At 66.5% G+C, this 26,613-nt stretch carries 21 protein-coding genes; 3 read left to right on the forward strand and 18 right to left on the reverse strand.

Going from position 1 to position 26,613, the window contains the following annotated elements; all coding sequences use genetic code 11:
* Nucleotides 1-108: 108 nt before the first annotated feature.
* From accA to rpsB, 17 genes are all read right to left on the reverse strand, one after another.
* Complete coding sequence (accA, locus tag PcP3B5_RS23085) at nucleotides 109-1,059, reverse strand: acetyl-CoA carboxylase carboxyl transferase subunit alpha (RefSeq protein WP_043271172.1); 951 nt, start codon at nucleotides 1,057-1,059, stop codon at nucleotides 109-111.
* A 116-nt stretch (nucleotides 1,060-1,175) separates the two neighbouring features.
* Nucleotides 1,176-4,703 (reverse strand): DNA polymerase III subunit alpha, encoded by a 3,528-nt coding sequence (gene dnaE / locus PcP3B5_RS23090; protein WP_009616667.1) that lies wholly within the window; start codon nucleotides 4,701-4,703, stop codon nucleotides 1,176-1,178.
* Nucleotides 4,704-4,800: 97 nt separating this feature from the next.
* Nucleotides 4,801-5,412, reverse strand: a complete 612-nt coding sequence (gene rnhB / locus PcP3B5_RS23095; RefSeq protein WP_043271176.1) for a ribonuclease HII — start codon at nucleotides 5,410-5,412, stop codon at nucleotides 4,801-4,803.
* On the reverse strand, nucleotides 5,412-6,554 hold the full coding sequence (lpxB, locus tag PcP3B5_RS23100) for a lipid-A-disaccharide synthase (RefSeq protein ID WP_061562507.1): 1,143 nt from the start codon (nucleotides 6,552-6,554) through the stop codon (nucleotides 5,412-5,414). The genes rnhB and lpxB overlap by 1 nt, the downstream gene beginning before the upstream one ends.
* A 2-nt stretch (nucleotides 6,555-6,556) precedes the next feature.
* Nucleotides 6,557-7,333: an acyl-ACP--UDP-N-acetylglucosamine O-acyltransferase gene (gene lpxA, locus PcP3B5_RS23105; RefSeq protein WP_009616654.1), complete on the reverse strand. Its 777-nt coding sequence runs from the start codon at nucleotides 7,331-7,333 to the stop codon at nucleotides 6,557-6,559.
* The gene (gene fabZ / locus PcP3B5_RS23110) at nucleotides 7,330-7,770 is read right to left on the reverse strand and encodes a 3-hydroxyacyl-ACP dehydratase FabZ (RefSeq protein ID WP_009616653.1); all 441 of its coding nucleotides are present in this window, start codon (nucleotides 7,768-7,770) and stop codon (nucleotides 7,330-7,332) included. The genes lpxA and fabZ overlap by 4 nt, the downstream gene beginning before the upstream one ends.
* Before the next feature lie 48 nt (nucleotides 7,771-7,818).
* Nucleotides 7,819-8,880, reverse strand: coding sequence for a UDP-3-O-(3-hydroxymyristoyl)glucosamine N-acyltransferase (lpxD, locus tag PcP3B5_RS23115; protein WP_043271182.1), 1,062 nt, complete (start codon nucleotides 8,878-8,880; stop codon nucleotides 7,819-7,821).
* On the reverse strand, nucleotides 8,880-9,383 hold the full coding sequence (locus PcP3B5_RS23120) for an OmpH/Skp family outer membrane protein (RefSeq protein ID WP_009616651.1): 504 nt from the start codon (nucleotides 9,381-9,383) through the stop codon (nucleotides 8,880-8,882). The genes lpxD and PcP3B5_RS23120 overlap by 1 nt, the downstream gene beginning before the upstream one ends.
* 48 nt (nucleotides 9,384-9,431) lie before the next feature.
* On the reverse strand, nucleotides 9,432-11,822 hold the full coding sequence (bamA, locus tag PcP3B5_RS23125; protein WP_043271184.1) for an outer membrane protein assembly factor BamA: 2,391 nt from the start codon (nucleotides 11,820-11,822) through the stop codon (nucleotides 9,432-9,434).
* Between the two features lie 73 nt (nucleotides 11,823-11,895).
* Entirely contained in the window at nucleotides 11,896-13,248 is a 1,353-nt protein-coding gene (gene rseP / locus PcP3B5_RS23130) for an RIP metalloprotease RseP (RefSeq protein WP_043271186.1), read from the reverse strand.
* Nucleotides 13,249-13,270: 22 nt separating this feature from the next.
* A complete protein-coding gene (ispC, locus tag PcP3B5_RS23135; RefSeq protein WP_061562508.1) occupies nucleotides 13,271-14,461 on the reverse strand; it encodes a 1-deoxy-D-xylulose-5-phosphate reductoisomerase in 1,191 nt (396 codons plus the stop codon).
* Nucleotides 14,458-15,273, reverse strand: a complete 816-nt coding sequence (locus PcP3B5_RS23140) for a phosphatidate cytidylyltransferase (RefSeq protein ID WP_043271190.1) — start codon at nucleotides 15,271-15,273, stop codon at nucleotides 14,458-14,460. Before PcP3B5_RS23140 ends, ispC begins: the two co-directional genes overlap by 4 nt.
* Nucleotides 15,267-16,022: an isoprenyl transferase gene (locus tag PcP3B5_RS23145; RefSeq protein ID WP_061562509.1), complete on the reverse strand. Its 756-nt coding sequence runs from the start codon at nucleotides 16,020-16,022 to the stop codon at nucleotides 15,267-15,269. The genes PcP3B5_RS23140 and PcP3B5_RS23145 overlap by 7 nt, the downstream gene beginning before the upstream one ends.
* A gap of 16 nt (nucleotides 16,023-16,038) precedes the next feature.
* Complete coding sequence (gene frr / locus PcP3B5_RS23150) at nucleotides 16,039-16,596, reverse strand: ribosome recycling factor (protein WP_043271194.1); 558 nt, start codon at nucleotides 16,594-16,596, stop codon at nucleotides 16,039-16,041.
* Nucleotide 16,597: 1 nt separating this feature from the next.
* On the reverse strand, nucleotides 16,598-17,335 hold the full coding sequence (gene pyrH / locus PcP3B5_RS23155) for a UMP kinase (RefSeq protein WP_009616635.1): 738 nt from the start codon (nucleotides 17,333-17,335) through the stop codon (nucleotides 16,598-16,600).
* A gap of 204 nt (nucleotides 17,336-17,539) precedes the next feature.
* The gene (tsf, locus tag PcP3B5_RS23160) at nucleotides 17,540-18,409 is read right to left on the reverse strand and encodes a translation elongation factor Ts (protein WP_043271196.1); all 870 of its coding nucleotides are present in this window, start codon (nucleotides 18,407-18,409) and stop codon (nucleotides 17,540-17,542) included.
* 125 nt (nucleotides 18,410-18,534) lie between these two features.
* Complete coding sequence (gene rpsB, locus PcP3B5_RS23165) at nucleotides 18,535-19,275, reverse strand: 30S ribosomal protein S2 (protein WP_009616632.1); 741 nt, start codon at nucleotides 19,273-19,275, stop codon at nucleotides 18,535-18,537.
* Nucleotides 19,276-19,608: 333 nt separating this feature from the next.
* Here rpsB and map point away from each other — a divergent pair, with 333 nt between their 5' ends.
* From map to dapC, 3 genes are all read left to right on the forward strand, one after another.
* Nucleotides 19,609-20,391 (forward strand): type I methionyl aminopeptidase, encoded by a 783-nt coding sequence (gene map / locus PcP3B5_RS23170; RefSeq protein WP_009616630.1) that lies wholly within the window; start codon nucleotides 19,609-19,611, stop codon nucleotides 20,389-20,391.
* Nucleotides 20,392-20,531: 140 nt separating this feature from the next.
* Nucleotides 20,532-23,234 carry a [protein-PII] uridylyltransferase gene (locus tag PcP3B5_RS23175; RefSeq protein ID WP_061562510.1) on the forward strand — a complete coding sequence of 901 codons (2,703 nt, stop codon included), beginning with the start codon at nucleotides 20,532-20,534 and terminating at the stop codon, nucleotides 23,232-23,234.
* A 12-nt stretch (nucleotides 23,235-23,246) separates the two neighbouring features.
* Nucleotides 23,247-24,467 carry a succinyldiaminopimelate transaminase gene (gene dapC / locus PcP3B5_RS23180; protein ID WP_061562511.1) on the forward strand — a complete coding sequence of 407 codons (1,221 nt, stop codon included), beginning with the start codon at nucleotides 23,247-23,249 and terminating at the stop codon, nucleotides 24,465-24,467.
* A gap of 299 nt (nucleotides 24,468-24,766) precedes the next feature.
* Here dapC and PcP3B5_RS23185 read toward each other — a convergent pair whose 3' ends face one another.
* Nucleotides 24,767-26,428 carry a Na+/H+ antiporter gene (locus PcP3B5_RS23185; protein ID WP_061562512.1) on the reverse strand — a complete coding sequence of 554 codons (1,662 nt, stop codon included), beginning with the start codon at nucleotides 26,426-26,428 and terminating at the stop codon, nucleotides 24,767-24,769.
* Nucleotides 26,429-26,613: the final 185 nt, after the last annotated feature.

A 26,613-nucleotide genomic window follows, 5' to 3' on the forward strand; every position in this document is an offset into this window, starting at 1 on the left:
GGGCTGGAAGCTGGAAGCTGGAAGCTGGAAGCTGGAAGCCGAAGAGCGTGAGGGAGGCGGGCTTTTCGCTCTTGCCTTCAGCTTCCAGCTTCCAGCTTCCAGCCGCCCTCAAGCGATCCCGTAGCTCATCAGCCGCTCGTAGCGGCGCGCCAGCAGCTCCTGGGTGCTCAGGCCCTTGAGCATGCCCAGCTGCGACTTGAGCGCGTTGCGGATGCTTTCCGCTGCAGCGGCCGGGTCGCGGTGGGCGCTGCCCAGCGGTTCGGGGATCACGGTGTCGACGATGCCCAGGTCCTTCAGGCGCGCCGCGGTGATGCCCATGGCTTCGGCGGCTTCCGGGGCCTTTTCGGCGGTGCGCCAGAGGATCGAGGCGCAGCCTTCCGGGGAGATCACCGCGTAGGTGGAGTACTGCAGCATGTTCAGGTTGTCGCAGACGCCGATGGCCAGGGCGCCGCCGGAGCCGCCCTCGCCGATGACGGTGGCGATGATCGGCGTCTTCAGGCGCGCCATCACGCGCAGGTTCCAGGCGATGGCCTCGCTCTGGCCGCGCTCTTCGGCGTCGATGCCCGGGTAGGCGCCGGGAGTGTCGATGAAGGTCAGGATCGGCATCTTGAAGCGTTCGGCCATTTCCATCAGGCGGCAGGCCTTGCGGTAGCCTTCCGGACGCGGCATGCCGAAGTTGCGGCGCACCTTCTCGCGCACTTCGCGGCCCTTCTGGTGGCCGATGACCATCACCGGCTGCTCGTCCAGGCGGGCGACGCCGCCGACGATGGCGGCGTCGTCGGCGAAGTGGCGGTCGCCGTGCAGTTCTTCGAACTCGGTGAAGATGTGCTCGATGTAGTCCAGGGTGTAGGGCCGGCGCGGGTGGCGCGCGAGCTGGGCGATCTGCCAGCTGCTCAGGTTGCCGAAGATGTTCTCGGTCAGCGCGCGGCTCTTGTCTTCCAGGCGGGCGATTTCATCGCTGATGTTGATGGAGTTGTCGTTGCCGACCAGACGCAGCTCTTCGATCTTGGCTTGCATGTCGGCGATCGGCTGTTCGAAATCGAGGAAGTTCGGGTTCATGGGCTATCCGTCGTGCTGAATGGCGGCAGGGCCTGGTCCGTATGGCGCCCTACCTTACGGTATCGGGCGCCCAGGGTCGAGACTGGCGGGCGGGCGGCGTTCGGCCACCGGCCACGCTAGCGGTAGTTGAGGAAGACGTTGTCGCGTCCGAACTGGTCACGCAATGCCTGAATCAGCGCATCGGCCGGGTCGATGCGCCAGTCGTCGCCGAACTGCAGCAGGGCGCGGGCGTCGCTGGAACTGTAGTCGACGGTGACCGGGCAGTTGCCGCGATGGCGGCCGCACAGCTCGGCCAGCCAGCGCAGGCGGTCGCCCTTGAGCGCATCCGCGGCGACCTTCAGCCGCAGGCTCTCGGCCAGCGCGGTGCGCGCCTCCTCCAGGCCCATGACGCGCTTGGCGCGCAGGCGCAGGCCGCCGGAGAAGTCGTCCTGGCTGACCTCGCCCTCGATCACCACCATGGCGTCGGTCTGCAGCAGGCCCTGGTTGGCGGCGAAGGCCTCGGCGAACAGCGAGGCCTCGATGCGCCCGGAGCGGTCGTCGAGGGTGACGAAGCCCATCTTGTCGCCGCGCTTGTTCTTCATCACCCGCAGGTTGACGATCAGCCCGGCCACGGTCTGGGTGTCGCGCGCCGGCTTCAGCTCGACGATGCGCTGGCGGGCGAAGCGGCGCACCTCGCCTTCGTACTCGTCGATCGGGTGGCCGGTGAGGTACAGGCCGAGGGTGTCCTTCTCGCCTTTCAGGCGTTCCTTGAGGGTCAGTTCCTTGGCCTTGCGGTGGTTGGCGTAAACGTCGGCTTCCGGCTCGGCGAACAGCCCGCCGAACAGGTCCATGTGGCCGCTGTCGTGGCTGCGCGAGGTCTGCTCGGCGGCCTTGATGGCTTCCTCCATGGACGCCAGCAGCACCGCGCGGTTGCGGTCGATATCGGCCAGGTAGGCCTTGGGCTCTTCGTGGAAATACGGCCCCAGGCGGTCCAGGGCGCCGGCGCGGATCAGCGCATCGAGGGTGCGCTTGTTGATGCGCTTGAGGTCGATGCGGTCGCAGAAGTCGAACAGGTCCTTGAACGGCCCGCCCTCGGCGCGGCATTCGGTGATGGCTTCCACCGGGCCTTCGCCGACGCCCTTGATCGCGCCCAGGCCGTAGACGATCTGGTTGTCGTCGTCGACGGTGAAGCGGAATTCGGAGTTGTTCACGTCCGGGGCGACGATGCGCAGCTTCATGTGCCGGCATTCTTCGATCAGCGTCACCACCTTGTCAGTGTTCTGCATATCCGCGGTGAGTACCGCGGCCATGAAGGGCGCGGCCCAGTGCGTCTTCAGCCAGGCGGTCTGGTAGGACACCAGGCCGTAGGCGGCCGAGTGCGACTTGTTGAAGCCGTAGCCGGCGAACTTTTCCACCAGGTCGAAGATGTTGCCCGCCAGGTCCTTGTCGATGCCGTTGTTGGCGCAGCCCTCGATGAAGCCGCCGCGCTGCTTGGCCATCTCCTCGGGCTTCTTCTTGCCCATGGCGCGGCGCAGCATGTCCGCGCCGCCGAGGGTGTAGCCGGCCATCACCTGGGCGATCTGCATCACCTGTTCCTGGTACAGGATGATGCCGTAGGTGGGCTTGAGCACCGGCTCCAGGCCCGCATACTGGTAGTCCGGGTGCGGGTAGGAGATTTCCTCGCGGCCGTGCTTACGGTTGATGAAGTCGTCCACCATGCCCGACTGCAGCGGGCCGGGACGGAACAGCGCCACCAGTGCGATCAGGTCTTCCAGACAGTCCGGCTTGAGCTTCTTGATCAGCTCCTTCATGCCGCGCGATTCCAGCTGGAACACCGCGGTGGTCTCGGCCTTCTGCAGCAGGTCGTAGGTCTTTTTGTCGTCCAGCGGGATGCGGTCGATGTCGACCAGGTTCTCGTCGCCGGCCTTGCGCTGGATGCGATGGATGATCTCCATCGCCCACTTGATGATGGTCAGGGTGCGCAGGCCGAGGAAGTCGAACTTCACCAGGCCGGCGGCCTCCACGTCGTCCTTGTCGAACTGGGTCACCAGGCCGCCGCCCTCTTCGTCGCAGGCGATGGGCGAGAAGTCGGTGAGCTTGGTCGGCGCGATCACCACGCCGCCGGCGTGCTTGCCGGTGCCGCGGGTGACGCCTTCCAGCTTCAGGGCCATGTCCCAGATTTCCTGGGCTTCCTCGTCGGACTTGAGGAAGTCGCGGAGCATTTCCTCCTGCTCGAAGGCCTTGTCCAGGGTCATGCCGACTTCGAAGGGGATCATCTTCGACAGCTTGTCGGCCAGGCCGTAGGACTTGCCCTGCACCCGCGCCACGTCGCGCACCACCGCCTTGGCGGCCATGGAGCCGAAGGTGATGATCTGGCTCACCGCGTTGCGCCCGTAGGCGTCGGCCACGTAGTCGATCACCCGGTCGCGGCCTTCCATGCAGAAGTCCACGTCGAAGTCGGGCATGGAGATACGTTCGGGGTTGAGGAAGCGTTCGAACAGCAGGTCGTAGGCCAGCGGGTCGAGGTCGGTGATCTTCAACACGTAGGCAACCAGCGAGCCGGCACCCGAACCCCGGCCTGGCCCCACCGGCACGCCGTTGTTCTTGGCCCACTTGATGAAGTCCATCACGATCAGGAAGTAGCCGGGGAAGCCCATCTGGATGATGGTGCCCAACTCGAACTCCAGGCGGTCGACGTAGACCTGGCGCTTTTCCTCGTAGTTCGGCGTGTCCTTGGGCAGCAGCACCGCCAGGCGCTCCTCCAGCCCCTCGTAGGAGACATGGCGCAGGTAGTCGTTGATGTCCATGCCTTCGATGGGAATCGGGAAGTTGGGCAGGAAGTACTTGCCCAGCTGCACTTCGATGTTGCAGCGCTTGGCGATCTCGACGGTATTTTCCAGGGCCTCGGGCAGGTCGCTGAACAGCTCGGCCATTTCTGCCGGCGATTTCAGGTACTGCTGGTCGGAGTAGTTGCGCGAGCGGCGCGGGTCGTCCAGGGCGCGGCCTTCGCCGATGCACACACGGGTCTCGTGGGCCTCGAAGTCTTCCTGCTTGATGAAGCGCACGTCGTTGGTGGCCACCAGCGGCGCGCCGCTGCGCTCGGCCAGCGCCACGGCGGCGTGCAGGTGTTCCTCGTCGTTGACCCGCGCGGTGCGCTGCACTTCCAGGTAGAAGCGGTCGGGGAAGACTTCCATCCACTCGGCCAGCAGCGAGTCGGCCAGCGCGTCCTCGCCGTCGAGCAGGGCATGGCCGATCTCCCCTTCCTTGGCCGCGGATAGCGCGATCAGGCCTTCGGCGGCCTCTTTCACCCAGTCGCGCTCGATGATGATCTCGCCGTTGCGCTGGCCTTCCTGCCAGCCGCGGGAGATCAGCTCGGTGAGGTTGCGGTAGCCCTTGGCGTTCATCACCAGCAGGCTCAGGCGGCTGAGCGGGCCGTCCTCGTCGCGGCTGGCCAGCCAGATGTCGGCGCCGCAGATCGGCTTGATGCCGGCGCCCATGGCGGTCTTGTAGAACTTCACCAGCGAGCACATGTTGCTCTGGTCGGTGATCGCCACCGCCGGCATGCCGGCGCCGGCCACTGCCTTGCACAACGGTTTGACCCTGACCAGGCCGTCGACCAGGGAGTACTCGGAGTGCAGACGCAGGTGGACGAAGGAGGCGGTCATGGTGGTCCTATGCAACGCGGAAACGATAAGCGGCCGATTGTACCGGCCCGCTCCGCAAAGCTACAGGCTTCAGATCGCCACTGCCGCCCTGCGGCGCTCAGAGGATGCCGGACGGGCTTTCCAGCAGCGCGCGCACCGGGGCGAAGGAGCGCCGGTGGATGGGCGTCGGGCCCAGGCGCTTGAGGGCTTCCAGGTGCACCGGCGTCGGGTAGCCCTTGTGCCCGCCGATGCCGTAGCCCGGGTAGAGGGCTTCCATTTCCTGCATCTCGCGGTCGCGGGAGACCTTGGCCAGGATGGAGGCGGCGGCGATGGCCGGCACCTTGGCATCGCCCTGCACCACCGGGGCCGCCGGCACCCTGAGTTTCGGGCAGCGGTTGCCGTCGATCAGCGCCAGTTTCGGGGTGACGCTCAGGCCCTCCACCGCGCGCTGCATGGCCAGCATGGTGGCGTGGAGGATGTTCAGCCGGTCGATCTCCTCGACCTCGGCGCGGGCGATGAACCAGGCCAGGGCTTTCTCGCGGATCTCGTCGAACAGCGCCTCGCGACGCGCCTCGCTGAGCTTCTTCGAGTCGTTCAGGCCGATGATCGGCCGCGCCGGGTCGAGGATCACCGCGGCGGTGACCACCGGGCCGCAGAGCGGGCCGCGGCCCACCTCGTCGACCCCGGCCACCAGTTCCTCGACCAGGTCGAAATCCAGGCCCATCTGCATCAGCGTTTCTCCACCAGGGCGAGCACCGCCTCGGCGGCCTGCGCGGACGCATCCTGGCGCAGGGCGCGGTGGATGGCGTCGAAGGATTCGGTCTGCGCGCTGCCGTCGTCCAGCAGCGGCAACAGGTGTTGCGCCAGGGCCTCGGGGGTCGCCGCGTCCTGGATCAGCTCGGGGGCCAGCAGGCGCCCGGCGAGCAGGTTCGGCAGCGAGATGTAGGGGCTCTTCACCAGGCGCTTGAGGATGGCATAGGTCAGCGGCGCGACCTTGTAGGCCACGACCATCGGCCGCTTGTACAGCAGCGCTTCGAGGGTCGCGGTGCCGGAGGCGATCAGTACCGCATCGCAGGCGGCCAGGGCCTCGTGGGACTGGCCGTCGAGCAGTTGCAGCGGCAACTGGCGGCCCTGCAGCATCTGCTCCAGTTGCGCGCGCCGCTCGGGGCTGGCGCAGGGCAGCACGAAGTGCAGGCCCGGGCGCTGCTGCAGCAGGCGTTCGGCGGTATCCAGGAACAGCGCGCCGAGCTTGCCCACCTCGCCGCCGCGGCTGCCCGGCAGCAGCGCCACCACCTGGGCGTCGGCCGGCAGGCCGAGCTGCGCGCGCGCGGCGGCGCGGTCGGCTTCCAGGGGGATGGTGTTGGCCAGCGGATGGCCGACGAAGCGCACCGGCACGCCGTGCTCTTCGTAGAACTTCGCCTCGAAGGGGAACAGAGCCAGCATCAGGTCGCAGGCCTGCTTGATCTTCAGCACGCGCTTCTGCCGCCAGGCCCAGACCGAGGGGCTGACGTAGTGCACGGTGCGAATGCCGGCGCGGCGCAGTTGCAGCTCCAGCCCGAGGTTGAAGTCCGGCGCGTCGATGCCGATGAAGACGTCGGGGCGCGCGAGTATCAGGTTGCGGATCAGGTCCTTGCGCCGGCGCAGCAGCTCGCGCAGGCGGCCGAGGACCTCGACCAGGCCCATGACCGCCAGGCGCTCCATGGGGAATTCGGAAACCAGGCCCTGGGCCTGCATGCGCGCACCGCCCACGCCGATGAACTCGACCTCGGGGTGGCGTTCGCGCAGGGCCTGCATCAGGCCGGCGCCAAGGATGTCCCCCGAGGCCTCGCCCGCCACCAGGGCGACGCGCAGCTTGCCGGTGCCCGCCGCCATGGTCAGCGGGTGATGCCGCGGGTGGCGCTCTGGATGGAGTCGCAGAACACCGCGACTTCCGGGAACTGCGCGGCGGATTCGGCCAGCTCGGCGAGCGCCTCTTCCACTGTCAGGCCCTGGCGGTACACCACCTTGTAGGCCCGGCGCAGGGCGTGGATGGCCTCGGCACTGAAGCCGCGGCGGCGCATGCCCTCGAAGTTCATGCTGCGCGCCTCGGCGGGGTTGCCGAAGACGGTCACGTAGGCCGGTACGTCCTTGCCGATGGCGGTGCCCATGCCGGAGAAGCTGTGGGCGCCGATGCGACAGAACTGGTGCACCAGGGTGTAGCCGGAGAGGATCGCCCAGTCGTCCACGTGCACGTGGCCGGCCAGCGCGGTGTTGTTGACCAGGATGCAGTGGTTGCCGATCACGCTGTCATGGCCGACGTGGACGTAGGCCATGAACAGATTGTGGTCGCCGATGGTGGTTTCCGAGCGGTCCTGGATGGTGCCGCGGTGGATGGTCACACCCTCGCGGATCACGTTGTGGTCGCCGATCACCAGGCGAGTCGGCTCGCCCTTGTACTTCAGGTCGGGAGTGTCCTCGCCGACGCTGGAGAACTGGAAAATCCGGTTGTGTCTGCCGATCTTCGTGGGGCCCTTGAGCACCACGTGCGGACCGATCACCGTACCTTCGCCGATTTCCACATCCGGCCCGACGATGGACCAGGGGCCCACCTCTACGTCGTCGGCCAGCTTTGCCCGCGGATCGATGATGGCGCGAGGATCGATCAAACTCATAGTTTGCGTTCCGCACAGATGATTTCGGCCGAGCACACCGGCTTGTCATCGACGGTGGCGTGGCAGTCGAACTTCCAGATGCCGCGCTTCACGCTGATGAACTGGGCATGCAGGTTCAACTGGTCGCCCGGCAGCACCGGCTGGCGGAAGCGCAGCTTGTCGGAGCCGACGAAGTAGTACAGGGTGCCGTCGGCCGGCTTCACGTCGAGCATCTTGAAGCCGAGGATGCCGGCCGCCTGGGCCATGGCCTCGATGATCAGCACGCCGGGCATGATCGGGTGCTGCGGGAAGTGGCCATTGAAGAACGGCTCGTTGATGCTGACATTCTTGTAGGCGCGAATGCGCTTGCCTTCGATGTCCAGCTCTACCACCCGGTCCACCAGCAGGAAGGGGTAGCGATGAGGCAGGTATTCGCGAATCTCGTTGATGTCCATCATGTTCAGGGGAGCCTGTTCAGAAAAGGGAAACGCCAAAAAATGCGTGACTCACGCATCAGATGGAGTGTCTCCGCTCGGGGTCACGGCGGCCAGGCGCTTTTCCAGCTGTTGCAGACGACGGGCCATGTCGTCCAACTGGCGAATACGGGCAGCGCTCTTCTTCCATTCAGCGGCGGGCTGCATGGCCGTGCCGGATGAGTAGGCGCCCGGCTCGGTGATCGAGCGGGTGACCATGGTCATGCCGGTGACGAAGACGTTGTCGCAGATCTCGATGTGCCCGACCAGGCCGACGCCGCCGGCGAGCATGCAATGCCTGCCGATCTTGGCGCTGCCGGAAATCCCGCAGCAGCCGGCCATGGCGGTGTGATCGCCGATCTGCACGTTGTGCGCGATCATGATCTGGTTGTCCAGCTTGACGCCGTTGCCAACCAGGGTATCGGACAGCGCACCACGGTCGATGGTGGTGTTGGCGCCGATCTCGACGTCGTCGCCAATGGTGACGCCGCCGATCTGCGCGATCTTCTGCCAGGCGCCCTGCTGCTTGGCGAAGCCGAAGCCTTCGCCGCCGAGCACCGCGCCGGACTGGATCACCACGCGCTTGCCGATGCGCACGTCGTGGTAGAGGGTCACGCGCGGGGCCAGCCAGCCGCCCTCGCCGATCACGCTGCGCGCACCGACGAAGCAGTGGGCGCCGAGGGTGACGCCGGCGCCGATCTGCGCGCCGGCCTCGATCACCACGTAGGGGCCGATGCTGGCAGTGGGATCGACGCTGGCGCTGGCATCGACCACCGCGGTGGGATGGATGCCGGCAGGCGCCCTGGGCTTGGGATCGAACTGGTGCGACAGCCCGGCGTAGGCCAGGTAGGGGTCGGGCACCACCAGCGCGTTGCCGGTGAAGCCTTCGGCGTCGGCGGCGGTGAGCAGCACCGCGCCGGCCCGGCTGTCGGCCAGGAACTTGCGGTACTGCGGGTTGGCCAGGAAGCTCAGTTGCTCCGGGCCTGCGTCCTGCAGGGTGGCCAGGCCGTGGATGACCACGGCCGGGTCGCCACGCAGCTCCGCCTGGAGCTGAGCGGCCAGTTCGGCGAGGGTATGGGACCGCGGGCTCATCATCAGCGCAGCTGGTTCATCCGCTCGATGACCTGGCGGGTGATGTCGTACTGGGGTTTGACGTCGACCACCGCGCCGCGCTCGACCACCAGGTCGTAGCCGCCCTTCTTGATGGTTTCCTCGACGGCCTGGTCCAGCTTCGGCTTGAGCTTCTTGAGCATTTCGCGGTCGGCGGAGGCCTTGGCTTCGTTCAGCTCCTTGGACTGGAACTGGAAGTCGCGGGCCTTCTGCTTGAAGTCGTCCTCGGCCTTGTCGCGCTCGGACTTGGACAGCTTGCTGCCGCCATTGACCAGCTTGTCCTGCAGGGCCTTGGCGTCGCTTTCCAGGGCGCGCAGCTTGCTCAGCTGCGGGCCGAATTTCTTCTCGGCATCGACGGCGTACTGCTTGGCCGCATCGGACTCGAGGAGCGCCATCTGGTAGTTGAGCACCGCGATCTTCATGTCGGCGAACGCGGGGCTCGCCATCAGGGCGGCGGTGATCAGGACGAACTGGGTCAACTTACGCACATTGCACTCCTGCACAAAGCTAGGTTGTCTATACAACAAGATGGCGAATCAGAAGGTCTGCCCCAGGGAGAACTGGAAGATCTGGGTTTCCGCGTTGTCCGGCTTCTTGATCGGGGTACCGAGGCTGAAGCTCAGCGGGCCGAGCGCGGTGATCCAGGTCAGACCGACACCCACGGACATGGCCATGTCGTTCAGCTTGATACCGTCGCAACCCTGGGTGGTGGACAGCGGGCAGTCCGAGTCGAACACGTTGCCCACGTCCCAGAACAGTACGGTACGCAGCTGGCTCTGGTCCTTGACGAAGGGCAGCGGGAACAGCAGTTCGGCGCCGCCGGTGATCATCACGTTACCACCGAAGGCCTGCGGATCCTGGTCCGGGTCGGTGTAGCGGCCCTTGCCGTCGGGCCCGGATACCACGGCGCCAGTGGCCGGGTCAACGACACGGCTCGGCGTACTGCGCGGGCCGAGGGAGCTGTCCTTGAAGCCACGCACCGAGTTGAAGCCGCCGGCGTAGTAGTTCTCGTAGAACGGCAGGCGCTCGGTGGAGCCGTAGCCGTCGCCGTAGCCCAGCTCGGTGTGGAAGCGCATGGTGTAGGTGTCGGACAGCGGCGCGAAGATCTGGCCCCGGTAGTCCAGCTTGTAGAACGACAGGTCGCTGCCGGGGATGGTCGATTCCAGCACCAGGCTTTGCGAGTGGCCGCGGGTGGCCAGCACGCCCTTGTTCAGGGTGGACTCGGACCAGCCGATGGAGGCCTTGAAGTTGGTGAAGTTGTCGCCTTCCTTCTCGAGGAAGTCGAAGATCTCGTCGACGGTGTAGGCGCCGGTGTCGATGGTGTCGCGCTGCACAGTCAGGCCGTAGGTCAGGCGCGAGGTCTCGCTGATCGGGTAGCCGATGCTGACGCCGGCGCCGAGGCTGTTCACCGAGTAGTCGGAGACGTCGACGTCGAGCTTGTCGTAGTCGGTCTTGCGGTAGAAGGCGTTGTAGCCCAGGCTCACGCCGTCGACGGTCCAGTAGGGGTCGACGAAGCCGAAGTTGTAGCGGGTCTGGTAGTCGGACTTGGTCAGGCCGATGCTGACCTTGTTGCCGGTACCCAGGAAGTTGTTCTGGCTGATCGAGCCACCGAGGATCAGGCCGGCATCCTGGGCGAAGCCGATGCTGGCGGTGATGGAGCCGGAGGGCTGCTCTTCCACGCTGTAGTTGACGTCCACCTGGTCGTCGGTGCCCGGAACGGCCGGGGTCTCGACGTTGACCGTCTTGAAGTAGCCCAGGCGCTCCAGGCGCTGCTTGGACTGGTCGATCAGGTAGGTGCTGGCCCAGCCGCCTTCCATCTGGCGCATCTCGCGGCGCAGCACCTGGTCTTCGGTCTTGGTGTTGCCGCGGAAGTTGATGCGGTTGACGTAGGCGCGCTTGCCCGGGTCGACCACGTAGGTGATGGACACGGTCTTGTCGTCGTCGTGGGCTTCGGGCACGCCGTTGACGTTGGCGAAGGTGTAGCCCTCGTTGCCCAGGCGGCGGGTGATCAGGTCGGAGGTGGAGGTCATCACCTTGCGCGAGAACACCTGGCCCGGCTCGACCAGCATCAGCTTCTTGATTTCCTCTTCCGGCACCTTGAGGTCGCCGGTCAGCTTCACGTCGCGGACCTTGTACTTCTCGCCCTCGTTGATGTTGACGGTGATGTAGACGTGTTTCTTGTCCGGCGTGATGGAAACCTGGGTGGAGGCGATATCCATGTGGATGTAGCCGCGGTCCAGGTAGTAGGAGCGCAGGCGTTCCAGGTCGCCGGAGAGCTTCTCGCGGGAATACTTGTCGTCGTTCTTGAAGAAGGACAGCCAGTTGGTTTCCTTCAGCTCGAACAGGCCGGTCAGGTCCTCGTCGGAGAACACGGTGTTTCCGACCACGTTGACGTGGGCGATGGCCGCCACCGTGCCTTCGTTGACGGTGATCTTCAGCGCCACGCGGTTGCGCGGCTGCGGAGTGACCTGGGTCTCGATGTTGGCCGAGTAGCGGCCCTGGGCCACGTACTGGCGCTGCAGCTCGTTGCGCACGCCTTCGAGGGTGGCGCGCTGGAAGATTTCGCCTTCGGCCAGGCCCGATTGCTTGAGGCCCTTCATCAGGTCTTCGGTGCTGATGGCCTTGTTGCCTTCGATCTCGATGCTGGAGATGGACGGGCGCTCGACCACGTCGATGACCAGTACGTTGCCATCGCGGCCGAGGTGGATATCCTGGAAGAAGCCGGTCTTGAACAGCGAGCGGGTCGCCTCGACCAGACGGCGGTCATCGATCTGGTCACCGACGTTCAGCGGCAGGGCGGCGAACACGCTACCCGCGGATACGCGCTGCAGGCCGTTGACGCGGATGTCGGAAACTGTGAAGGACTCTGCGTGAACCTGGGCGATCATCAACGCGGAAAGAGCCGCGGGTAACAGAAAGCGTTTCATGGAGTCCTTTTTTTTCCAACTGACAAATAAAGAATCTGCCGCGTGAGGCGGCAGATCCGAAACCCAATGGCAGCTACAGTCGACTCAGATCGTTGACCAGGGCCAGCAACATGACCCCAACGACCAGGCTGATGCCGATCTGCATCCCCCAAGCCTGGACCCGCTCTGACAATGGGCGGCCACGCACCCACTCGACCAGGTAGAACAACAGATGCCCGCCATCGAGGACGGGTATCGGCAACAGGTTGAGAACCCCCAAACTTATGCTCAGATAGGCGAGGAAATGCAGAAAATCCCCTACGCCGGACTGGGCCGAAGCGCCCGCCACTTTAGCAATGGTTATCGGCCCGCTCAAGTTTTTTACCGAGAGCTGGCCCAGCACCATTTTCTTTAGAGAATCCAGGGTTAGCAGACTCATCGACCAGGTTCGGGAGAGCGCTTCGCCCACCGCGGCGACCGGACCGAAGCTGACCTCGCGGAGCATTTCCGCCGGCCACTGGCCACCGGCCACACCGGCCCCCAGGTAACCGGCACGGGCCTTGCCCTCGCCTTTCGCCGCCAGTTTCAGGGTCAGCTCGCGCTCCTGGCCGTCGCGCAGCAGGGCGATGCTCACGGACTGCTCCGGACGAGCGCGTACCTTGTCGACCACCTGCTGCCAGTCGTCCACCGCCTGGCCGTCCACCCGCAGCAGCCGGTCGCCGATGGCCAGGCCCGCGGCCTTGCCGGGGCCCTGCGGGTCCAGTTCGGCGATCACCGGCGGCATGGCCGGACGCCACGGCTGGATGCCCAGGCCGCCGATGGGATCGGGGTTGTCCGCGCTCTTCAGCCAGGCCTTGATCGGCAACTGGTGCAGGCTCTGCGCCGAGGAGCCCGGCTCGCGCACACTGACGCTCAGCTCGCCGGTCTCGCCCAGGCGCCGCACCAGGCGCAGGTTGACCGCCGCCCAGCCGTCCACCGGCTCGCCATCCACCGCCAGCACTTCCTGGCCGGCGGCCAGGCCGCCCAGCGCCGCCGGGCTGTCGGGCACGATGGAGCCGATGACCGGGCGCACCTGCTGGGTGCCCAGCATGGCGAGGATCCAGAAGAACAGGATGGCCAGCAGGAAGTTGGCCACAGGGCCCGCCGCGACTATGGCGATGCGCTGGAATACCGTCTTGCGGTTGAAGGCCTGGTCGAGCTGGTCGAGAGGCACCTCGCCCTCGCGCTCGTCGAGCATCTTCACGTAGCCGCCCAGGGGAATGGCGGCCACCACGAATTCGGTGCCGTGGCGGTCGTGCCAGCGCACCAGGGGCGTGCCGAAGCCCACCGAGAAGCGCAGCACCCTGACCCCACAGCGGCGCGCCACCCAGAAGTGACCGAACTCGTGGAATGTCACCAGGACGCCAAGGGCGATGATCAGCCCGACGACCATGTAAAGTGCGCTCATCTCTACCTCCAGGGCTCAGGGCCTAGCGACCACGCCCATGCAACCAGGCCTGCGCGGCTTCGCGCGCACGGCGGTCGGCCTCCAGCACCACGTCGAGGCTTTCGACCGGCATGGCGGCCTCGCGGTTCAGCACCTCGTCGATGATAACCGCGATCTCGGTGAAACGGATGCGCCGTTCGAGGAATGCGGCCACCGCCACCTCGTTGGCGGCATTGAGCATCGCCGGCGCGCTGCCGCCCGCCTCGGCCGCCTGGCGCGCCAGGCGCAGGCAGGGGAAGCGTTGTTCGTCGGGGGCCTGGAAGTCCAGGCGGGCGATGCCGAACAGGTCCAGCGGCGATACCCCGGAGTCGATGCGCTCGGGCCAGGCCAGGGCGTGGGCGATGGGTGTGCGCATGTCGGGGTTGCCCAGTTGGGCCAGCACCGAGCCATCCACGTAGTCGACCAGGGAATGGATCACGCTCTGCGGGTGGATCACCACCTCCACCTTCGACGGCGGGGCATCGAACAGCCAGCAGGCCTCGATCAGCTCCAGGCCCTTGTTCATCATGCTGGCAGAGTCGACGGAAATCTTCCGTCCCATGGACCAGTTGGGGTGGGCACAGGCCTGCTCCGGGGAAACTTCCGACAGTTGATCCAGCGGCGTCTCGCGGAACGGGCCGCCGGAGGCGGTCAGCAGGATGCGTCGCACGCCGACCTGGCCCAGGCCCCGGGCGTAGTCGCCAGGCATGCACTGGAAGATCGCATTGTGCTCGCTGTCGATCGGCAGCAGCACCGCGCCATGGGCCTGCACTTCGTGCATGAACAGGGCGCCGGACATCACCAGCGCCTCCTTGTTGGCCAGCAGCACGCGCTTGCCGGCCTGCACCGCCGCCAGGGTCGGCTTGAGGCCGGCGGCACCGACGATGGCGGCCATGACCACGTCCACTTCGGGATGGCCGGCGACCTCGCACAACCCCGGCTCGCCCACCAGTACGCGAGTGGCCAGGCCTTCGGCCTGCAGGGCGCCCCGCAGATGGCGGGCCTGCTCGTCGCTGGCGACCACCGCGAAACGCGGCCGGTGGGCCAAACACAGGGCCTCCAGCTCGGCGAGACGGGAATGCCCGGTGATGGCGAAGACGCTGTAGCGCTGCGGATGCCGCGCGAGGACGTCCAGGGTGCTCAGGCCGATGGAGCCGGTGGCCCCCAGCACGCAGACCTGCTGCGGCGCGCTCATGGCGTGCCCCAGCCGGTGGCCCAGAGCAGCACGGTGAAGACCGGGATGGCCGCGGTCAGGCTGTCGATGCGGTCGAGGACGCCGCCATGGCCCGGCAGCAGGTTGCTGCTGTCCTTCAGGCCCGATTCGCGCTTGAACATGCTCTCGGTCAGGTCGCCGACCACCGACAGCGCCACCACCACCGCCGCGCAGGGCAGCGCCAGCAGCAGTTCGCGCACCGACCAGTCACGATAGATGGCCACCGCGAAGGTGATCGCCAGGCTCAGCGCCAGGCCGCCGTAGAAGCCTTCCCAGCTCTTGCCGGGGCTGACCCGCGGCGCCAGCTTGCGCTTGCCGAAGGCCTTGCCGGAGAAATAGGCGCCGATGTCGGCGGCCCAGACCAGCACCATGACCGCGACTATCAGCCAGTTGGCCAGTGGCCACTGCTTGAGCACCACCAGCCCCTGCCAGGCCGGCAGCAGGATCAGCAGGCCGATCAGCAGGCGGCGCCAGCGGCCGCCCCAGCTGGAGGCGCTGTCCGGGTAGGTGAGCACCATCACGGTAGCCAGCAGCCACCAGAGCACCGCCAGCAACAGCACGGCCCCGGCCAGCTGCGGCAGCCAGTACAGCAGCAGCATCAGCAGCGCGACCACACCGGCATAGCCGACGCGGGCCGGCTGCTCGTTGTAGCCGGCCAGGCGCGCCCATTCCCAAGCGCCGAGGGTCACCACCAGGCCGATGAACAGCGCGAAGGCGAGGCCATCGAGGAGGAAGAAACCACCCAGCGCGATGGGCAGCAGCACCAGCGCCGTGATGATCCGTTGTTTCAGCATGACGGGGGGGCCTCGGCCTGCACCTGCTCGCTGGTCTTGCCGAAGCGACGCTGGCGGGTGGCATAGTCGGCCAGCGCTTCGCGCATCGCCGCGCTCTTGAAGTCCGGCCAGTAGAGATCGGAGAAGTACAGCTCGGCGTAGGCCAGCTGCCACAACAGGAAGTTGCTGATGCGGTGCTCGCCGCCGGTGCGGATGCACAGGTCCGGCAAGGGCTGGTCGCCGGTGGTCAGGCAACCCTGGATCAGCTCGGGGGTGATGTCGTCCGGCGCCAGGTGCCCGGCCTGCACTTCGCGGGCCAGGCGCTGGGCGGCCTGGGTGATGTCCCACTGGCCGCCGTAGTTGGCCGCCACCTGCAGCAGCAGCCCCTTGTTGCCGGCGGTGAGGTTCTCCGCTTCGCGCATGGCGGCCTGCAGCTCCGCGTGGAAGCGGCTGCGATCACCGATGATGCGCAGGCGGATGCCGTTCTCGTCGAGCTTGCGCACCTCGCGGCGCAGGGCCATGAGGAACAGCTCCATGAGCGCACCGACCTCGTCGACCGGGCGCTGCCAGTTCTCGCTGGAGAAGGCGAACAGCGTCAGGACCTCGACACCGGCCTCGGCGCAGGTCTTGACCACCGCACGCACCGCGCTGACGCCGGCCTTGTGCCCGGCAACGCCGGGCAGCAGGCGCTTCTTCGCCCAGCGGTTGTTGCCGTCCATGATGATGGCCACGTGACGTGGCACCGCGGCCAACTGCTTGGTCTTGTCCATGACTGCAACCTGGCCGTCAGACGGCCATCAGATCCGCTTCCTTGGCCTCGAGGGCCTTGTCGATCTCGGCGACGAACCTGTCGGTGAGCTTCTGCACCTCGTCCCCGGCGCGACGCTCTTCGTCCTCGCTGATTTCCTTTTCCTTCTGCAGGTCCTTGAGCTGGGCCAGGGCGTCGCGGCGGATGTTGCGCACGGAGACGCGGGCCTGCTCGGCCTCGGCGCGGGCCTGCTTGGTGAAGCCCTTGCGGGTTTCCTCGGTCAGGGCCGGCATGGGGACGCGGATGGTGGTGCCGGCGGTGGCCGGGTTCAGGCCCAGGTCGGAGGTCATGATGGCCTTCTCGACCGCCTGGATCATGCTCTTGTCGAACACGTTCAGGGCCAGGGTGCGGGAATCCTCGACGGTGACGTTGGCGACCTGGCGCAGCGGGGTGTCGGAGCCGTAGTAGGACACCATGACGCTGTCCAGGATGCTCGGGTGCGCACGGCCGGTGCGGATCTTGGCGAAGGCGTGACCCAGGGCCTCCAGGGTCTTGCCCATGCGCTCCTGCGCTTCTTTCTTGATCTCGTTGATCATGTCAATCCTCCTCGATCAGGGTGCCCTCGGCACCACCAACAACAATATTCAGCAGCGCGCCCGGCTTGTTCATGTTGAACACCCGCAGCGGCATTTTCTGGTCGCGGCACAGGCAGATGGCGGTCAGGTCCATCACGCCCAGCTTGCGGTCGAGCACTTCATCGTAGGTCAGGCGCTCGAACTTCTCGGCGTTCGGGTCCTTGAACGGATCGGCAGTGTACACACCATCGACCTTGGTCGCCTTCAGCACCACGTCGGCATCGATTTCGATGGCGCGCAGGCAGGCGGCCGAGTCGGTGGTGAAGAAGGGGTTGCCGGTACCGGCGGAGAAGATCACCACTTCGCCGCTGGCGAGGTGGCGCATGGCCTTGCGGCGGTCGTAATGGTCGGTGACGCCGACCATGCTGATGGCCGACATGACGATGGCGGTGATGTTCGAGCGCTCCAGGGCGTCGCGCATGGCCAGGCCGTTCATGACGGTGGCCAGCATGCCCATGTGGTCGCCGGTGACGCGGTCCATGCCGGCCGCCGACAGGGCCGCGCCACGGAACAGGTTGCCGCCGCCGATGACCAGGCCGACCTGCACGCCGATGCCGACCAGTTGGCCGATCTCCAGGGCCATGCGGTCCAGGACCTTGGGGTCGATACCGAACTCTTCGCTGCCCATCAGGGCTTCGCCGCTCAGTTTTAGAAGAATGCGTTTATAGCGAGGTTGACGTGCGCTCAGCTGCTGAGCCATGACCTTTTTCTCCTGCGGCGATGTGGAATGCGGGGCGCCTGTCCGGGCGCCTGTCGGGGAAGCCTGGCCCTACCAGGCTAGCAGCGCCGCGAACCGACGAACGGTGCGAAGCCGTGGAGACCGCCCCGAATGGTCTCCCCACTTTGACGAAGAGGCCGCACGCGCGAGCGGGCAGCCTCTTCCGGGGCGACGGTGGAAACCGTCTTATTGCTTGGATGCAGCTACTTGAGCAGCAACCTCGGCAGCGAAGTCGGCCTCGGCCTTCTCGATGCCCTCGCCCACTTCGAAGCGAACGAAGGAGACGATCTCGGCGCCGGCTTTCTTGGCCAGTTCACCGACCTTGACTTCCGGATCCTTGACGAACGGCTGCTCGACCAGGCTGGCTTCGGCGAGGAACTTGTTGATGCGGCCCTTGACCATGTTCTCGACGATGTTTTCCGGCTTGCCGGCGATCTTGTCGGCGTTCAGCGCCAGGAAGATTTCCTTTTCCTTGGCCACGGCTTCTTCGGAAACCTGCGACGGATCCAGGAACTGCGGGTTGCTGGCGGCGACGTGCATGGCGATGTCACGGGCCAGTTCGGCGTTGCCGCCTTTCAGGGTGACCAGTACGCCGATGCGGTGACCGTGCAGGTAGGCGCCGACCACGTCGCCTTCGGCGCGGGCCAGACGACGGATGTTGACGTTCTCGCCGCACTTGGCGACCAGGGCCTCACGGGCGGACTCCTGCTCGGCGATCAGCGGAGCGGCGTCGCTCAGCTTCTGGGCGAAAGCCTTGTCCAGGCTGGCGGCGACGAAGTTCTTGAAGTCGTCCTGCAGGGCCAGGAAGTCGGTCTGCGAGTTGACTTCGATGATGGTGGCGGCCTTGGCGTCGTCGGCCACTTTCACCGCGATGGAACCTTCGGCGGCGATGTTGCCGGCCTTCTTGGCAGCCTTGATGGCGCCCGAAGCGCGCATGTCGTCGATGGCCTTCTCGATGTCGCCTTCGGCGGCAACCAGGGCCTTCTTGCACTCCATCATGCCCTGGCCGGTACGCTCGCGCAGTTCTTTAACCAGTGCTGCAGTGATCTCTGCCATTTGCAAATCCTCTTGAGTTGGTTCTCAAAACCAGATCGCCCGGCGGGCCGGGCGGAATTCGGGAGTGGCAAAAAGGGGGCCAGGCCCCCTTTTTGCGCACCGCTGGACGTCTGGACGTCCCGGAATCAGCCTTCGGCGGATTCGGCCGGCGCTTCTTCGACGAACTCGTCAGCACCGCCCTGGGCGTTCTGACGGCCGCGCAGTACGGCTTCGGCCATCGAACCCAGGTACAGCTGAACGGCGCGGATGGCGTCGTCGTTACCGGGGATGACGTAGTCGACGCCGTCCGGGCTGCTGTTGGTATCGACGATGCCGATGACCGGGATGCCCAGCTTGTTGGCTTCGGTGATGGCGATGCGCTCGTGGTCGACGTCGATCACGAACAGCGCGTCCGGCAGGCCGCCCATGTCCTTGATGCCGCCCAGGCTGCGATCCAGTTTTTCCAGATCACGGGTGCGCATCAGGGCTTCTTTCTTGGTCAGCTTGTCGAAGGTGCCGTCCTGCTGCTGGGTTTCCAGCTCGCGCAGGCGCTTGATCGACTGACGGATGGTCTTGTAGTTGGTGAGCATGCCGCCCAGCCAACGGTGGTCGACGTACGGCATGCCGCAACGGGCGGCTTCTTCGCGAACGATCTTGCCGGCGGAACGCTTGGTGCCGACGAACAGGATCTTGTTCTTGCCCTGGGCCAGGCGCTCAACGAAGGTCAGGGCCTCGTTGAACAGCGGCAGGGTCTTTTCCAGGTTGATGATGTGGATCTTGTTGCGCGCGCCGAAAATGAACTTGCCCATTTTCGGGTTCCAGTAACGGGTCTGGTGGCCGAAGTGCACACCGGCCTTCAGCATATCGCGCATGTTGACTTGGGACATGATAGTTCCTCGATAAGTCGGGTTGGGCCTCCATGCATCCCAATGACCAACCCCCGAACGCGTCGCAGGGCACCCAGGTCATCGTGTCGATGCATGTGTGGGTTAGGCTTGAACAGGCCATAGCCTGCAAAAGCGGGGCGCTTTATATCACACAAAGCTGCTGGAGGCTAGAAGCTGGAAGCCGGACGACAGGCGATCGACGCACCGCCGCTTTTCGCTCTTCGCTCCAGCCTCCAGCCTCCAGCCTCCAGCCTCCAGCCTCCAGCCTCCATGGCAGCCTGCCGCCTGCGAAACTGTTACCATTGCCTTTTTCCGCCCGCGTCCGAGAATTCTATGACCGTCACCATCAAGACGCCCGAAGACATCGAGAAAATGCGCATCGCCGGCCGCCTGGCCGCCGAGGTGCTGGAAATGATCGGCGAGCACGTCAAGCCCGGGGTCACCACCGACGAACTGGACCGCATCTGCCACGACTATATAGTCAACGTCCAGCAGGCCATCCCCGCGCCCCTGAACTACAAGGGCTTCCCCAAGTCCATCTGCACCTCGATCAACCACGTCGTCTGCCACGGCATCCCCAACGAGAAGCCGCTCAAGGAAGGCGACATCGTCAACATCGACATCACCGTCATCAAGGACGGCTACCACGGCGACACCAGCAAGATGTTCCTGGTGGGCAAGACCCCGGAATGGGCCGACCGTCTGTGCCAGATCACCCAGGAATGCATGTACAAGGGCATTTCCGTGGTCAAGCCCGGCGCGCGCCTGGGCGACATCGGCGAGGTGATCCAGAAATACGCCGAGAAGAACGGCTTCTCGGTGGTGCGCGAGTACTGCGGCCACGGCATCGGCAAGGTGTTCCACGAGGAGCCCCAGGTGCTGCACTACGGCCGCGCCGGCACCGGCCTGGAGCTCAAGGAAGGGATGATCTTCACCATCGAGCCGATGATCAACCAGGGCCGCCCGGAAACCCGCCTGCTGGGCGACGGCTGGACCGCCATCACCAAGGACCGCAAGCTCTCCGCCCAGTGGGAGCACACCGTGCTGGTGACCGCCGACGGCTACGAGATCCTCACCCTGCGCAACGACGAGAGCTTCCCGCGCACCAGCGCGTGAGCGGCGTTGCAATCTCGCCGACGGCTGGGTAGAACATAGAAATCCCGGCCCGGCACCCTCGCCGGGCCTGGCGCCACGCGCCCAGGCCCGGACGATGACTTGCCCCTGCCCTCCCCCATCCCAGAATCAGGAAGGCCGCCATGCCGCAGGTGGATCCCGAGTTGTTCGACCCTGGGCAGTTCCAGGCGGAACTGGCCCTCAAATCCAGCCCCATCCCCGCCTTCAAGAAGGCCATCCGCCAGGCCAACGAGGTGCTGGACGCGCGCTTCAACGGCGGCCGTGACATCCGCCGGCTGATCGAGGACCGCGCCTGGTTCGTCGACCAGATCCTGCAGCAGGCCTGGCAGCGCTTCGCCTGGTGCGAGGACGCCGACATCGCCCTGGTGGCGGTGGGCGGCTACGGCCGCGGCGAGCTGCACCCGCACTCGGACATCGACATCCTGGTGCTGCTCGACAGCGAGGACCAGGAGGTCTTCCGCGAGCCCATCGAGGGCTTCCTCACCCTGCTCTGGGACATCGGCCTGGAAGTCGGCCAGAGCGTGCGCTCGGTGGCCGAGTGCGCCGAGGAAGCGCGCGCCGATCTGACGGTGGTGACCAACCTGATGGAGTGCCGGACCATCTCCGGCCCCGACCACCTGCGCCAGCGCATGCTCGAAGCCACGGCCACCAGCCAGATGTGGCCCAGCGGCCAGTTCTTCCTGGCCAAGCGCAAGGAACAGATCCACCGCCACACCAAATACAACGACACCGAATACAACCTGGAGCCCAACGTGAAGGGCTCGCCCGGCGGGCTGCGCGACATCCAGACCATCCTCTGGGTGGCCCGCCGCCACTTCGGCAGCCTCAACCTGCACGCGCTGGTCAAGGAAGGCTTCCTGGTGGAAAGCGAGTCCAGCGTGCTGGCCTCCTGCCAGGAATTCCTCTGGAAGGTCCGCTACGCCCTGCACATGCTCGCCGGGCGCGCCGAGGACCGCCTGCTGTTCGACCACCAGCGGCGCATCGCCGGGATGCTCGGCTACCAGGACAACGACGCCAAGCTGGCCGTCGAGCGCTTCATGCAGAAGTACTACCGGGTGGTGATGGCGGTCTCCGAGCTGAACGACCTGATCATGCAGCACTTCGAGGAAGTCATCCTGCGCGCCGGCGAAGGCGGCCAGGTGACGCCGCTGAACAGCCGCTTCCAGGTCCGCGACGGCTACCTGGAGGTGACCAACGCCAACGTCTTCAGGCGCACCCCCTTCGCCCTCCTGGAAATCTTCGTGCTGATGGCCCAGCACCCGGCGATCAAGGGCGTGCGCGCCGACACCATCCGCCTGCTGCGCGACAGCCGGCACCTGATCGACGACGACTTCCGCCACGACATCCGCAACACCAGCCTGTTCATCGAGCTGTTCAAGTGCCGCGAAGGCATCCATCGCAACCTGCGGCGGATGAACCGCTACGGCATCCTCGGCCGCTACCTGCCGGAGTTCGGCCTGATCATCGGGCAGATGCAGCACGACCTGTTCCACATCTATACGGTGGACGCCCACACCCTCAACCTGATCAAGCACCTGCGCAAGCTGCAGCGCCCGGACATGGCCGAGAAGTACCCGCTGGCCAGCAAGATCATGGAGCGCCTGCCCAAGCCCGAGCTGATCTACCTCGCCGGGCTCTACCACGACATCGCCAAGGGCCGTGGCGGCGACCATTCCGAGCTGGGCGCGGTGGACGCCGAGCTGTTCTGCCAGCGCCACCAGCTGCCGCAGTGGGACACCCAACTGGTCAGCTGGCTGGTGCAGAACCACCTGGTGATGTCCACCACCGCGCAGCGCAAGGACCTCTCCGACCCGCAGGTGATCTTCGACTTCGCCCAGTTGGTCGGCGACCAGACGCGCCTGGACTACCTCTACGTGCTCACCGTGGCCGACATCAACGCCACCAACCCGAGCCTGTGGAACTCCTGGCGCGCCAGCCTGCTGCGCCAGCTCTACACCGAGACCAAGCGCGCCCTGCGCCGCGGCCTGGAGAACCCGCTGGACCGCGAGGAGCAGATCCGCCAGACGCAGAGCGCGGCCATCGACATCCTGGTGCGCGACGGCATCGACCAGGACGACGCCGAGCAGCTCTGGAGCCAGCTGGGCGACGACTACTTCCTGCGCCACAGCGCCGCCGACGTGGCCTGGCACACCGAGGCCATCCTCCAGCACCCGGACGACGGCACGCCGCTGGTGCTGATCAAGGAAACCACCCAGCGCGAGTTCGAGGGCGGCACGCAGATCTTCATCTACGCCGCCGACCAGCACGACTTCTTCGCCGTGACCGTGGCGGCGATGGACCAGCTCAACCTGAACATCCAGGACGCGCGGATCATCACCTCCACCAGCCTGTTCACCCTCGACACCTACATAGTGCTCGACGCCGATGGCGGCTCGATCGGCGACAATCCCCAGCGCATCGCCGAAATCCGCCAGGGCCTGGTGGACGCGCTGAAGAATCCCGACGACTACCCGAACATCATCCAGCGCCGCGTGCCCCGGCAGCTCAAGCACTTCGCCTTCGCGCCGCTGGTGACCATCTCCACCGACGCCTCGCGCCAGGTCAGCGTGCTCGAGGTCATCGCCCCCGACCGCCCGGGCCTGCTGGCGCGCATCGGCGGGCTGTTCCTGGACTTCGACCTGTCGGTGCGCAACGCCAAGATCGCCACCCTCGGCGAGCGCGTGGAAGACGTGTTCTACGTCACCGACGCGCACAACCAGCCACTCTCCGACCCGGACCTGTGCAAGCGACTGCAGGCGGCCCTGGTCGAGCAGCTTTCACAGGCCAACGGCCAGGAAACCGTTCCGGTCCGCATCAGCATCTGACGAGCGATTCACATGAACCCAGACCTCGACCTGCTCCAGCCCTACCCCTTCGAGAAGCTCCGCGCCCTGCTCGCCGGCGCCCAGCCGCCGGCCGGGCTTGCGCACATCGCGCTGTCCATCGGCGAGCCCAAGCACCGCTCGCCGGAATTCGTCGCCAAGGCCCTGGCCGACAGCCTCGACCAACTGGCGGTGTACCCGACCACCCTGGGCCTGCCGGCGCTGCGCGAAACCATCGCCGCCTGGTGCGAGCGCCGCTTCGGCGTCCCCGCAGGCTGGCTGGACGCCGCCCGCCACGTGCTGCCGGTGAACGGCACCCGCGAGGCGCTGTTCGCCTTCACCCAGGCGGTGGTCGACCGCAGCAAGAACGGCCTGGTGATCAGCCCCAACCCCTTCTACCAGATCTACGAAGGCGCGGCCCTGCTGGCCGGCGCGCAGCCGCACTACCTGGCATGCCGCGCCGAGAACGGCTTCAACCCGGACTTCGACGCGGTGCCGGCGGAGGTCTGGCAGCGCTGCCAGATCCTCTTCCTCTGCTCCCCGGGCAACCCCACCGGCGCGCTTGTCCCCCTCGCCGAATTGAAGAAGCTGATCGCCCTGGCCGACAAGCACGACTTCCTGATCGCCGCCGACGAGTGCTACAGCGAGCTGTACTTCGACGAGCAGAACCCGCCGCCCGGCCTGCTCAGCGCCTGCGCCGAACTGGGCCGCTCGGACTTCAAGCGCTGCGTGGTGTTCCACAGCCTGTCCAAGCGCTCCAACCTGCCGGGCCTGCGCTCGGGCTTCGTCGCCGGCGACGCCGAGGTGCTGAAGAAATTCCTCCTGTACCGCACCTACCACGGCTGCGCCATGCCGGTGCAGACCCAACTGGCCAGCATCGCCGCCTGGCAGGACGAAGACCACGTGCGCGCCAACCGCGACCTGTACCGCGAGAAGTTCGCCGCGGTGCTGGACATCCTCGCCGGCGTGCTCGACGTGCAGCGCCCGGACGGCAGCTTCTACCTGTGGGCGAAGACGTCCATCGCCGACACCGAGTTCTGCCGCGGCCTGTTCGACCAGCAGCACGTCACCGTGGTGCCGGGCTCCTACCTGTCCCGCGAAGTGAACGGCGAAAACCCCGGCGCCAACCGCGTGCGCATGGCCCTGGTCGCGCCGCTGGCGGAATGCGTGGAAGCGGCCGAACGAATCAAGCGCTTCGTCCAGGCCAGCCCAGATCAAACCCGGAGCCGCCCGTAGCCAAAGCCAAACGGCGGATAACGCCGTAGGCGTTATCCACCCTACGCCAAGCCCACCGGCAATGTAGGGCGAATAACCGTTCGCGGTTATCCGCCGTTTCACCCAGGCCAAAGCCCGCGCCCAGATCAACCTCGGAGCCGCCTGCAGCCAAGGCCAAACGGCGGATAACGCCGTAGGCGTTATGCGCCCTACACCAAGCCCACCCGCGACGTAGGGCGAATAACCGTTCGCGGTTATCCGCCGTTTCACCTGGGCCTCAGCCCGCGCCGAGGTCAACCTCGGAGCCGCCTGTAGCCGCTCTACACCCACCGCCCCGCCTTGCTGGTCAGCCAGGCCTCCTGGGAGTCCAGGTCGCCGAGCACCTTGCGCATGGTCTCGTCGTCCACCAGGTTCTCCCGGCGCAGCTGGTACAGCTCCAGGCGCTGGGTACGCAGCGCCTTGATGCGCAGGGCCTGGTCGGCCAGCTCCAGGCTGCGCGCCCGCTCCCGCGCCTCGGCGCTGTCCGGAGCCGGGTCGAGCTGCTGGCGGTACTCGGCCATCAGCCGCGCCTTCACCTCCGCCAGCCGCGCGGCCTCCTCGGCATCCACCTTCTCGCCGGCCGGCATTTCCTCCTTCTCCAGCATGCGGATGGCCGCCACCGCGGTGCGCCGCCATACGGAGCGGTACTCCAGCTCGGACTGGTCGTTACTGGCCACCGGCAGCCCCTTGAGCAGGGCCGGCAGGCCCAGGGTGGCCGCCAGCAGCGAAACCAGGATCACCCCGGCGGCGATGAAGATGATCAGGTCGCGCTGCGGGAAGGCCTCGCCGCTGCCCAGCAGCAGCGGCACCGACAGCACGCCGGCCAGGGTCACCGCCCCGCGCACCCCGCCCAGCGCCGAGATCGCCGATAGCCGCAGCACCGGCTCGCCGGGCTTGCCGCCCAGCTCGATGCCCCACCAGCGCTCGAAGCGCAGCGACAGCTTCCAGTAGCACCAGACCCAGGCGAAGCGCAGCAGGATCAGCACGGCATACACCGCCAGCACGTAGAACAGCAGTTGCGAGGAACGCCACAGGCTGTCGCCGGCGTGGTGCGTCACCGACTTGAGGATGTCCGGCAGTTGCAGGCCCAGCAGCAGGAACACCACGCCGTTGAAGGCGAACTCCAGCATCGACCAGACGCTGCGGTTGAGCACGCGGGTGTGGGTCTGCCGCGGCAGCAGGTCGGTCCAGCTCTGCATCATGCCCGCCGCCACCGCCGCGAGAATGCCAGAGACGCCCAGCTCCTCGGCAACCATGTACACCGCGAAGGGCAGCAGCAGCATCAGCACCACGTGGGTGGCCGGGTCGTCCCAGCCGCGGCGGATCATCCAGGCGCGGATGCGCCCCAGCAGCCAGCTCAGCACCACGCCGCAGGCCAGGCCGCCCACCGCCACGAGCAGGAAGCTCAGGCTGGCGTCGAGCAGCGAGAAGGCGCCGGTCATGGCCGCGGCCACGGCGAACTTGAAGGCCACCAGGCCCGAGGCGTCGTTCATCAGCGCCTCGCCCTGCAGCACATGCATCAGCCGCCGCGGCAGGCGGTTCTGGGCGATCGCCGACACCGCCAGGGCGTCGGTGGGCGACAGCACCGCGGCCAGGGCGAAGGCCGCGGCCCAGGGAATCTCGGGAATCAGCAGGTGGATGAAGGCGCCGCCACCGGCCACGGTGAACAGCACCAGGGCGAAGGCCATGGTCAGGATCGGCCAGCGCATCTGCCAGAACTCGCCCTTGGGCATGCGCCAGCCATCGGCGAACAACAGCGGCGGAATGAACAGGAACATGAACAGCTCCGGGTCCAGCGCCACGTGCAACCCCAGGCTGGGCCATGCCAGGACCGCCCCCGAGGCGATCTGGATCAGCGGCAGCGGCAAGGGCAGCAGTTGCGCCAGCAGGCGCGTGCCCCCGACCACCAGCAGCAGGATGAGCACGGTATACACGGTTTGCATCGACGATCTCCCAGTCGCCAGTTCGCGGCGCCCCATTGGAACATCCAGAGACGCTCTCCATCAGCCCCCGGGCGAGCAATAGACTATTGCAATCGCAAAAGAATCGTCCCGCCCTCCCCGCCCCCGCAAGTTCACGGGAAAATGGCATAATCCCGCGCTTGCCAAAGGAACGACGAGGAGCGCCG

Origin of the sequence: Pseudomonas citronellolis (assembly GCF_001586155.1) — a bacterium.
GTDB classification, from domain to species: Bacteria; Pseudomonadota; Gammaproteobacteria; order Pseudomonadales; family Pseudomonadaceae; genus Pseudomonas; species Pseudomonas citronellolis.

Excerpts from the sequence above, each read along its gene's own strand:
- accA (WP_043271172.1), bottom strand. The coding sequence starts at position 1,059 with ATGAACCCGAACTTCCTCGATTTCGAACAGCCGATCGCCGACATGCAA.
- dnaE (WP_009616667.1), bottom strand. The coding sequence starts at position 4,703 with ATGACCGCCTCCTTCGTCCACCTGCGTCTGCACTCCGAGTACTCCCTG.
- rnhB (WP_043271176.1), bottom strand. The coding sequence starts at position 5,412 with ATGCAGATGGGCCTGGATTTCGACCTGGTCGAGGAACTGGTGGCCGGG.
- lpxB (WP_061562507.1), bottom strand. The coding sequence starts at position 6,554 with ATGGCGGCGGGCACCGGCAAGCTGCGCGTCGCCCTGGTGGCGGGCGAG.
- lpxA (WP_009616654.1), bottom strand. The coding sequence starts at position 7,333 with ATGAGTTTGATCGATCCTCGCGCCATCATCGATCCGCGGGCAAAGCTG.
- fabZ (WP_009616653.1), bottom strand. The coding sequence starts at position 7,770 with ATGATGGACATCAACGAGATTCGCGAATACCTGCCTCATCGCTACCCC.
- lpxD (WP_043271182.1), bottom strand. The coding sequence starts at position 8,880 with ATGATGAGCCCGCGGTCCCATACCCTCGCCGAACTGGCCGCTCAGCTC.
- bamA (WP_043271184.1), bottom strand. The coding sequence starts at position 11,822 with ATGAAACGCTTTCTGTTACCCGCGGCTCTTTCCGCGTTGATGATCGCC.
- rseP (WP_043271186.1), bottom strand. The coding sequence starts at position 13,248 with ATGAGCGCACTTTACATGGTCGTCGGGCTGATCATCGCCCTTGGCGTC.
- ispC (WP_061562508.1), bottom strand. The coding sequence starts at position 14,461 with ATGAGCGCGCCGCAGCAGGTCTGCGTGCTGGGGGCCACCGGCTCCATC.
- PcP3B5_RS23140 (WP_043271190.1), bottom strand. The coding sequence starts at position 15,273 with ATGCTGAAACAACGGATCATCACGGCGCTGGTGCTGCTGCCCATCGCG.
- PcP3B5_RS23145 (WP_061562509.1), bottom strand. The coding sequence starts at position 16,022 with ATGGACAAGACCAAGCAGTTGGCCGCGGTGCCACGTCACGTGGCCATC.
- frr (WP_043271194.1), bottom strand. The coding sequence starts at position 16,596 with ATGATCAACGAGATCAAGAAAGAAGCGCAGGAGCGCATGGGCAAGACC.
- pyrH (WP_009616635.1), bottom strand. The coding sequence starts at position 17,335 with ATGGCTCAGCAGCTGAGCGCACGTCAACCTCGCTATAAACGCATTCTT.
- tsf (WP_043271196.1), bottom strand. The coding sequence starts at position 18,409 with ATGGCAGAGATCACTGCAGCACTGGTTAAAGAACTGCGCGAGCGTACC.
- rpsB (WP_009616632.1), bottom strand. The coding sequence starts at position 19,275 with ATGTCCCAAGTCAACATGCGCGATATGCTGAAGGCCGGTGTGCACTTC.
- map (WP_009616630.1), top strand. The coding sequence starts at position 19,609 with ATGACCGTCACCATCAAGACGCCCGAAGACATCGAGAAAATGCGCATC.
- PcP3B5_RS23175 (WP_061562510.1), top strand. The coding sequence starts at position 20,532 with ATGCCGCAGGTGGATCCCGAGTTGTTCGACCCTGGGCAGTTCCAGGCG.
- dapC (WP_061562511.1), top strand. The coding sequence starts at position 23,247 with ATGAACCCAGACCTCGACCTGCTCCAGCCCTACCCCTTCGAGAAGCTC.
- PcP3B5_RS23185 (WP_061562512.1), bottom strand. The coding sequence starts at position 26,428 with ATGCAAACCGTGTATACCGTGCTCATCCTGCTGCTGGTGGTCGGGGGC.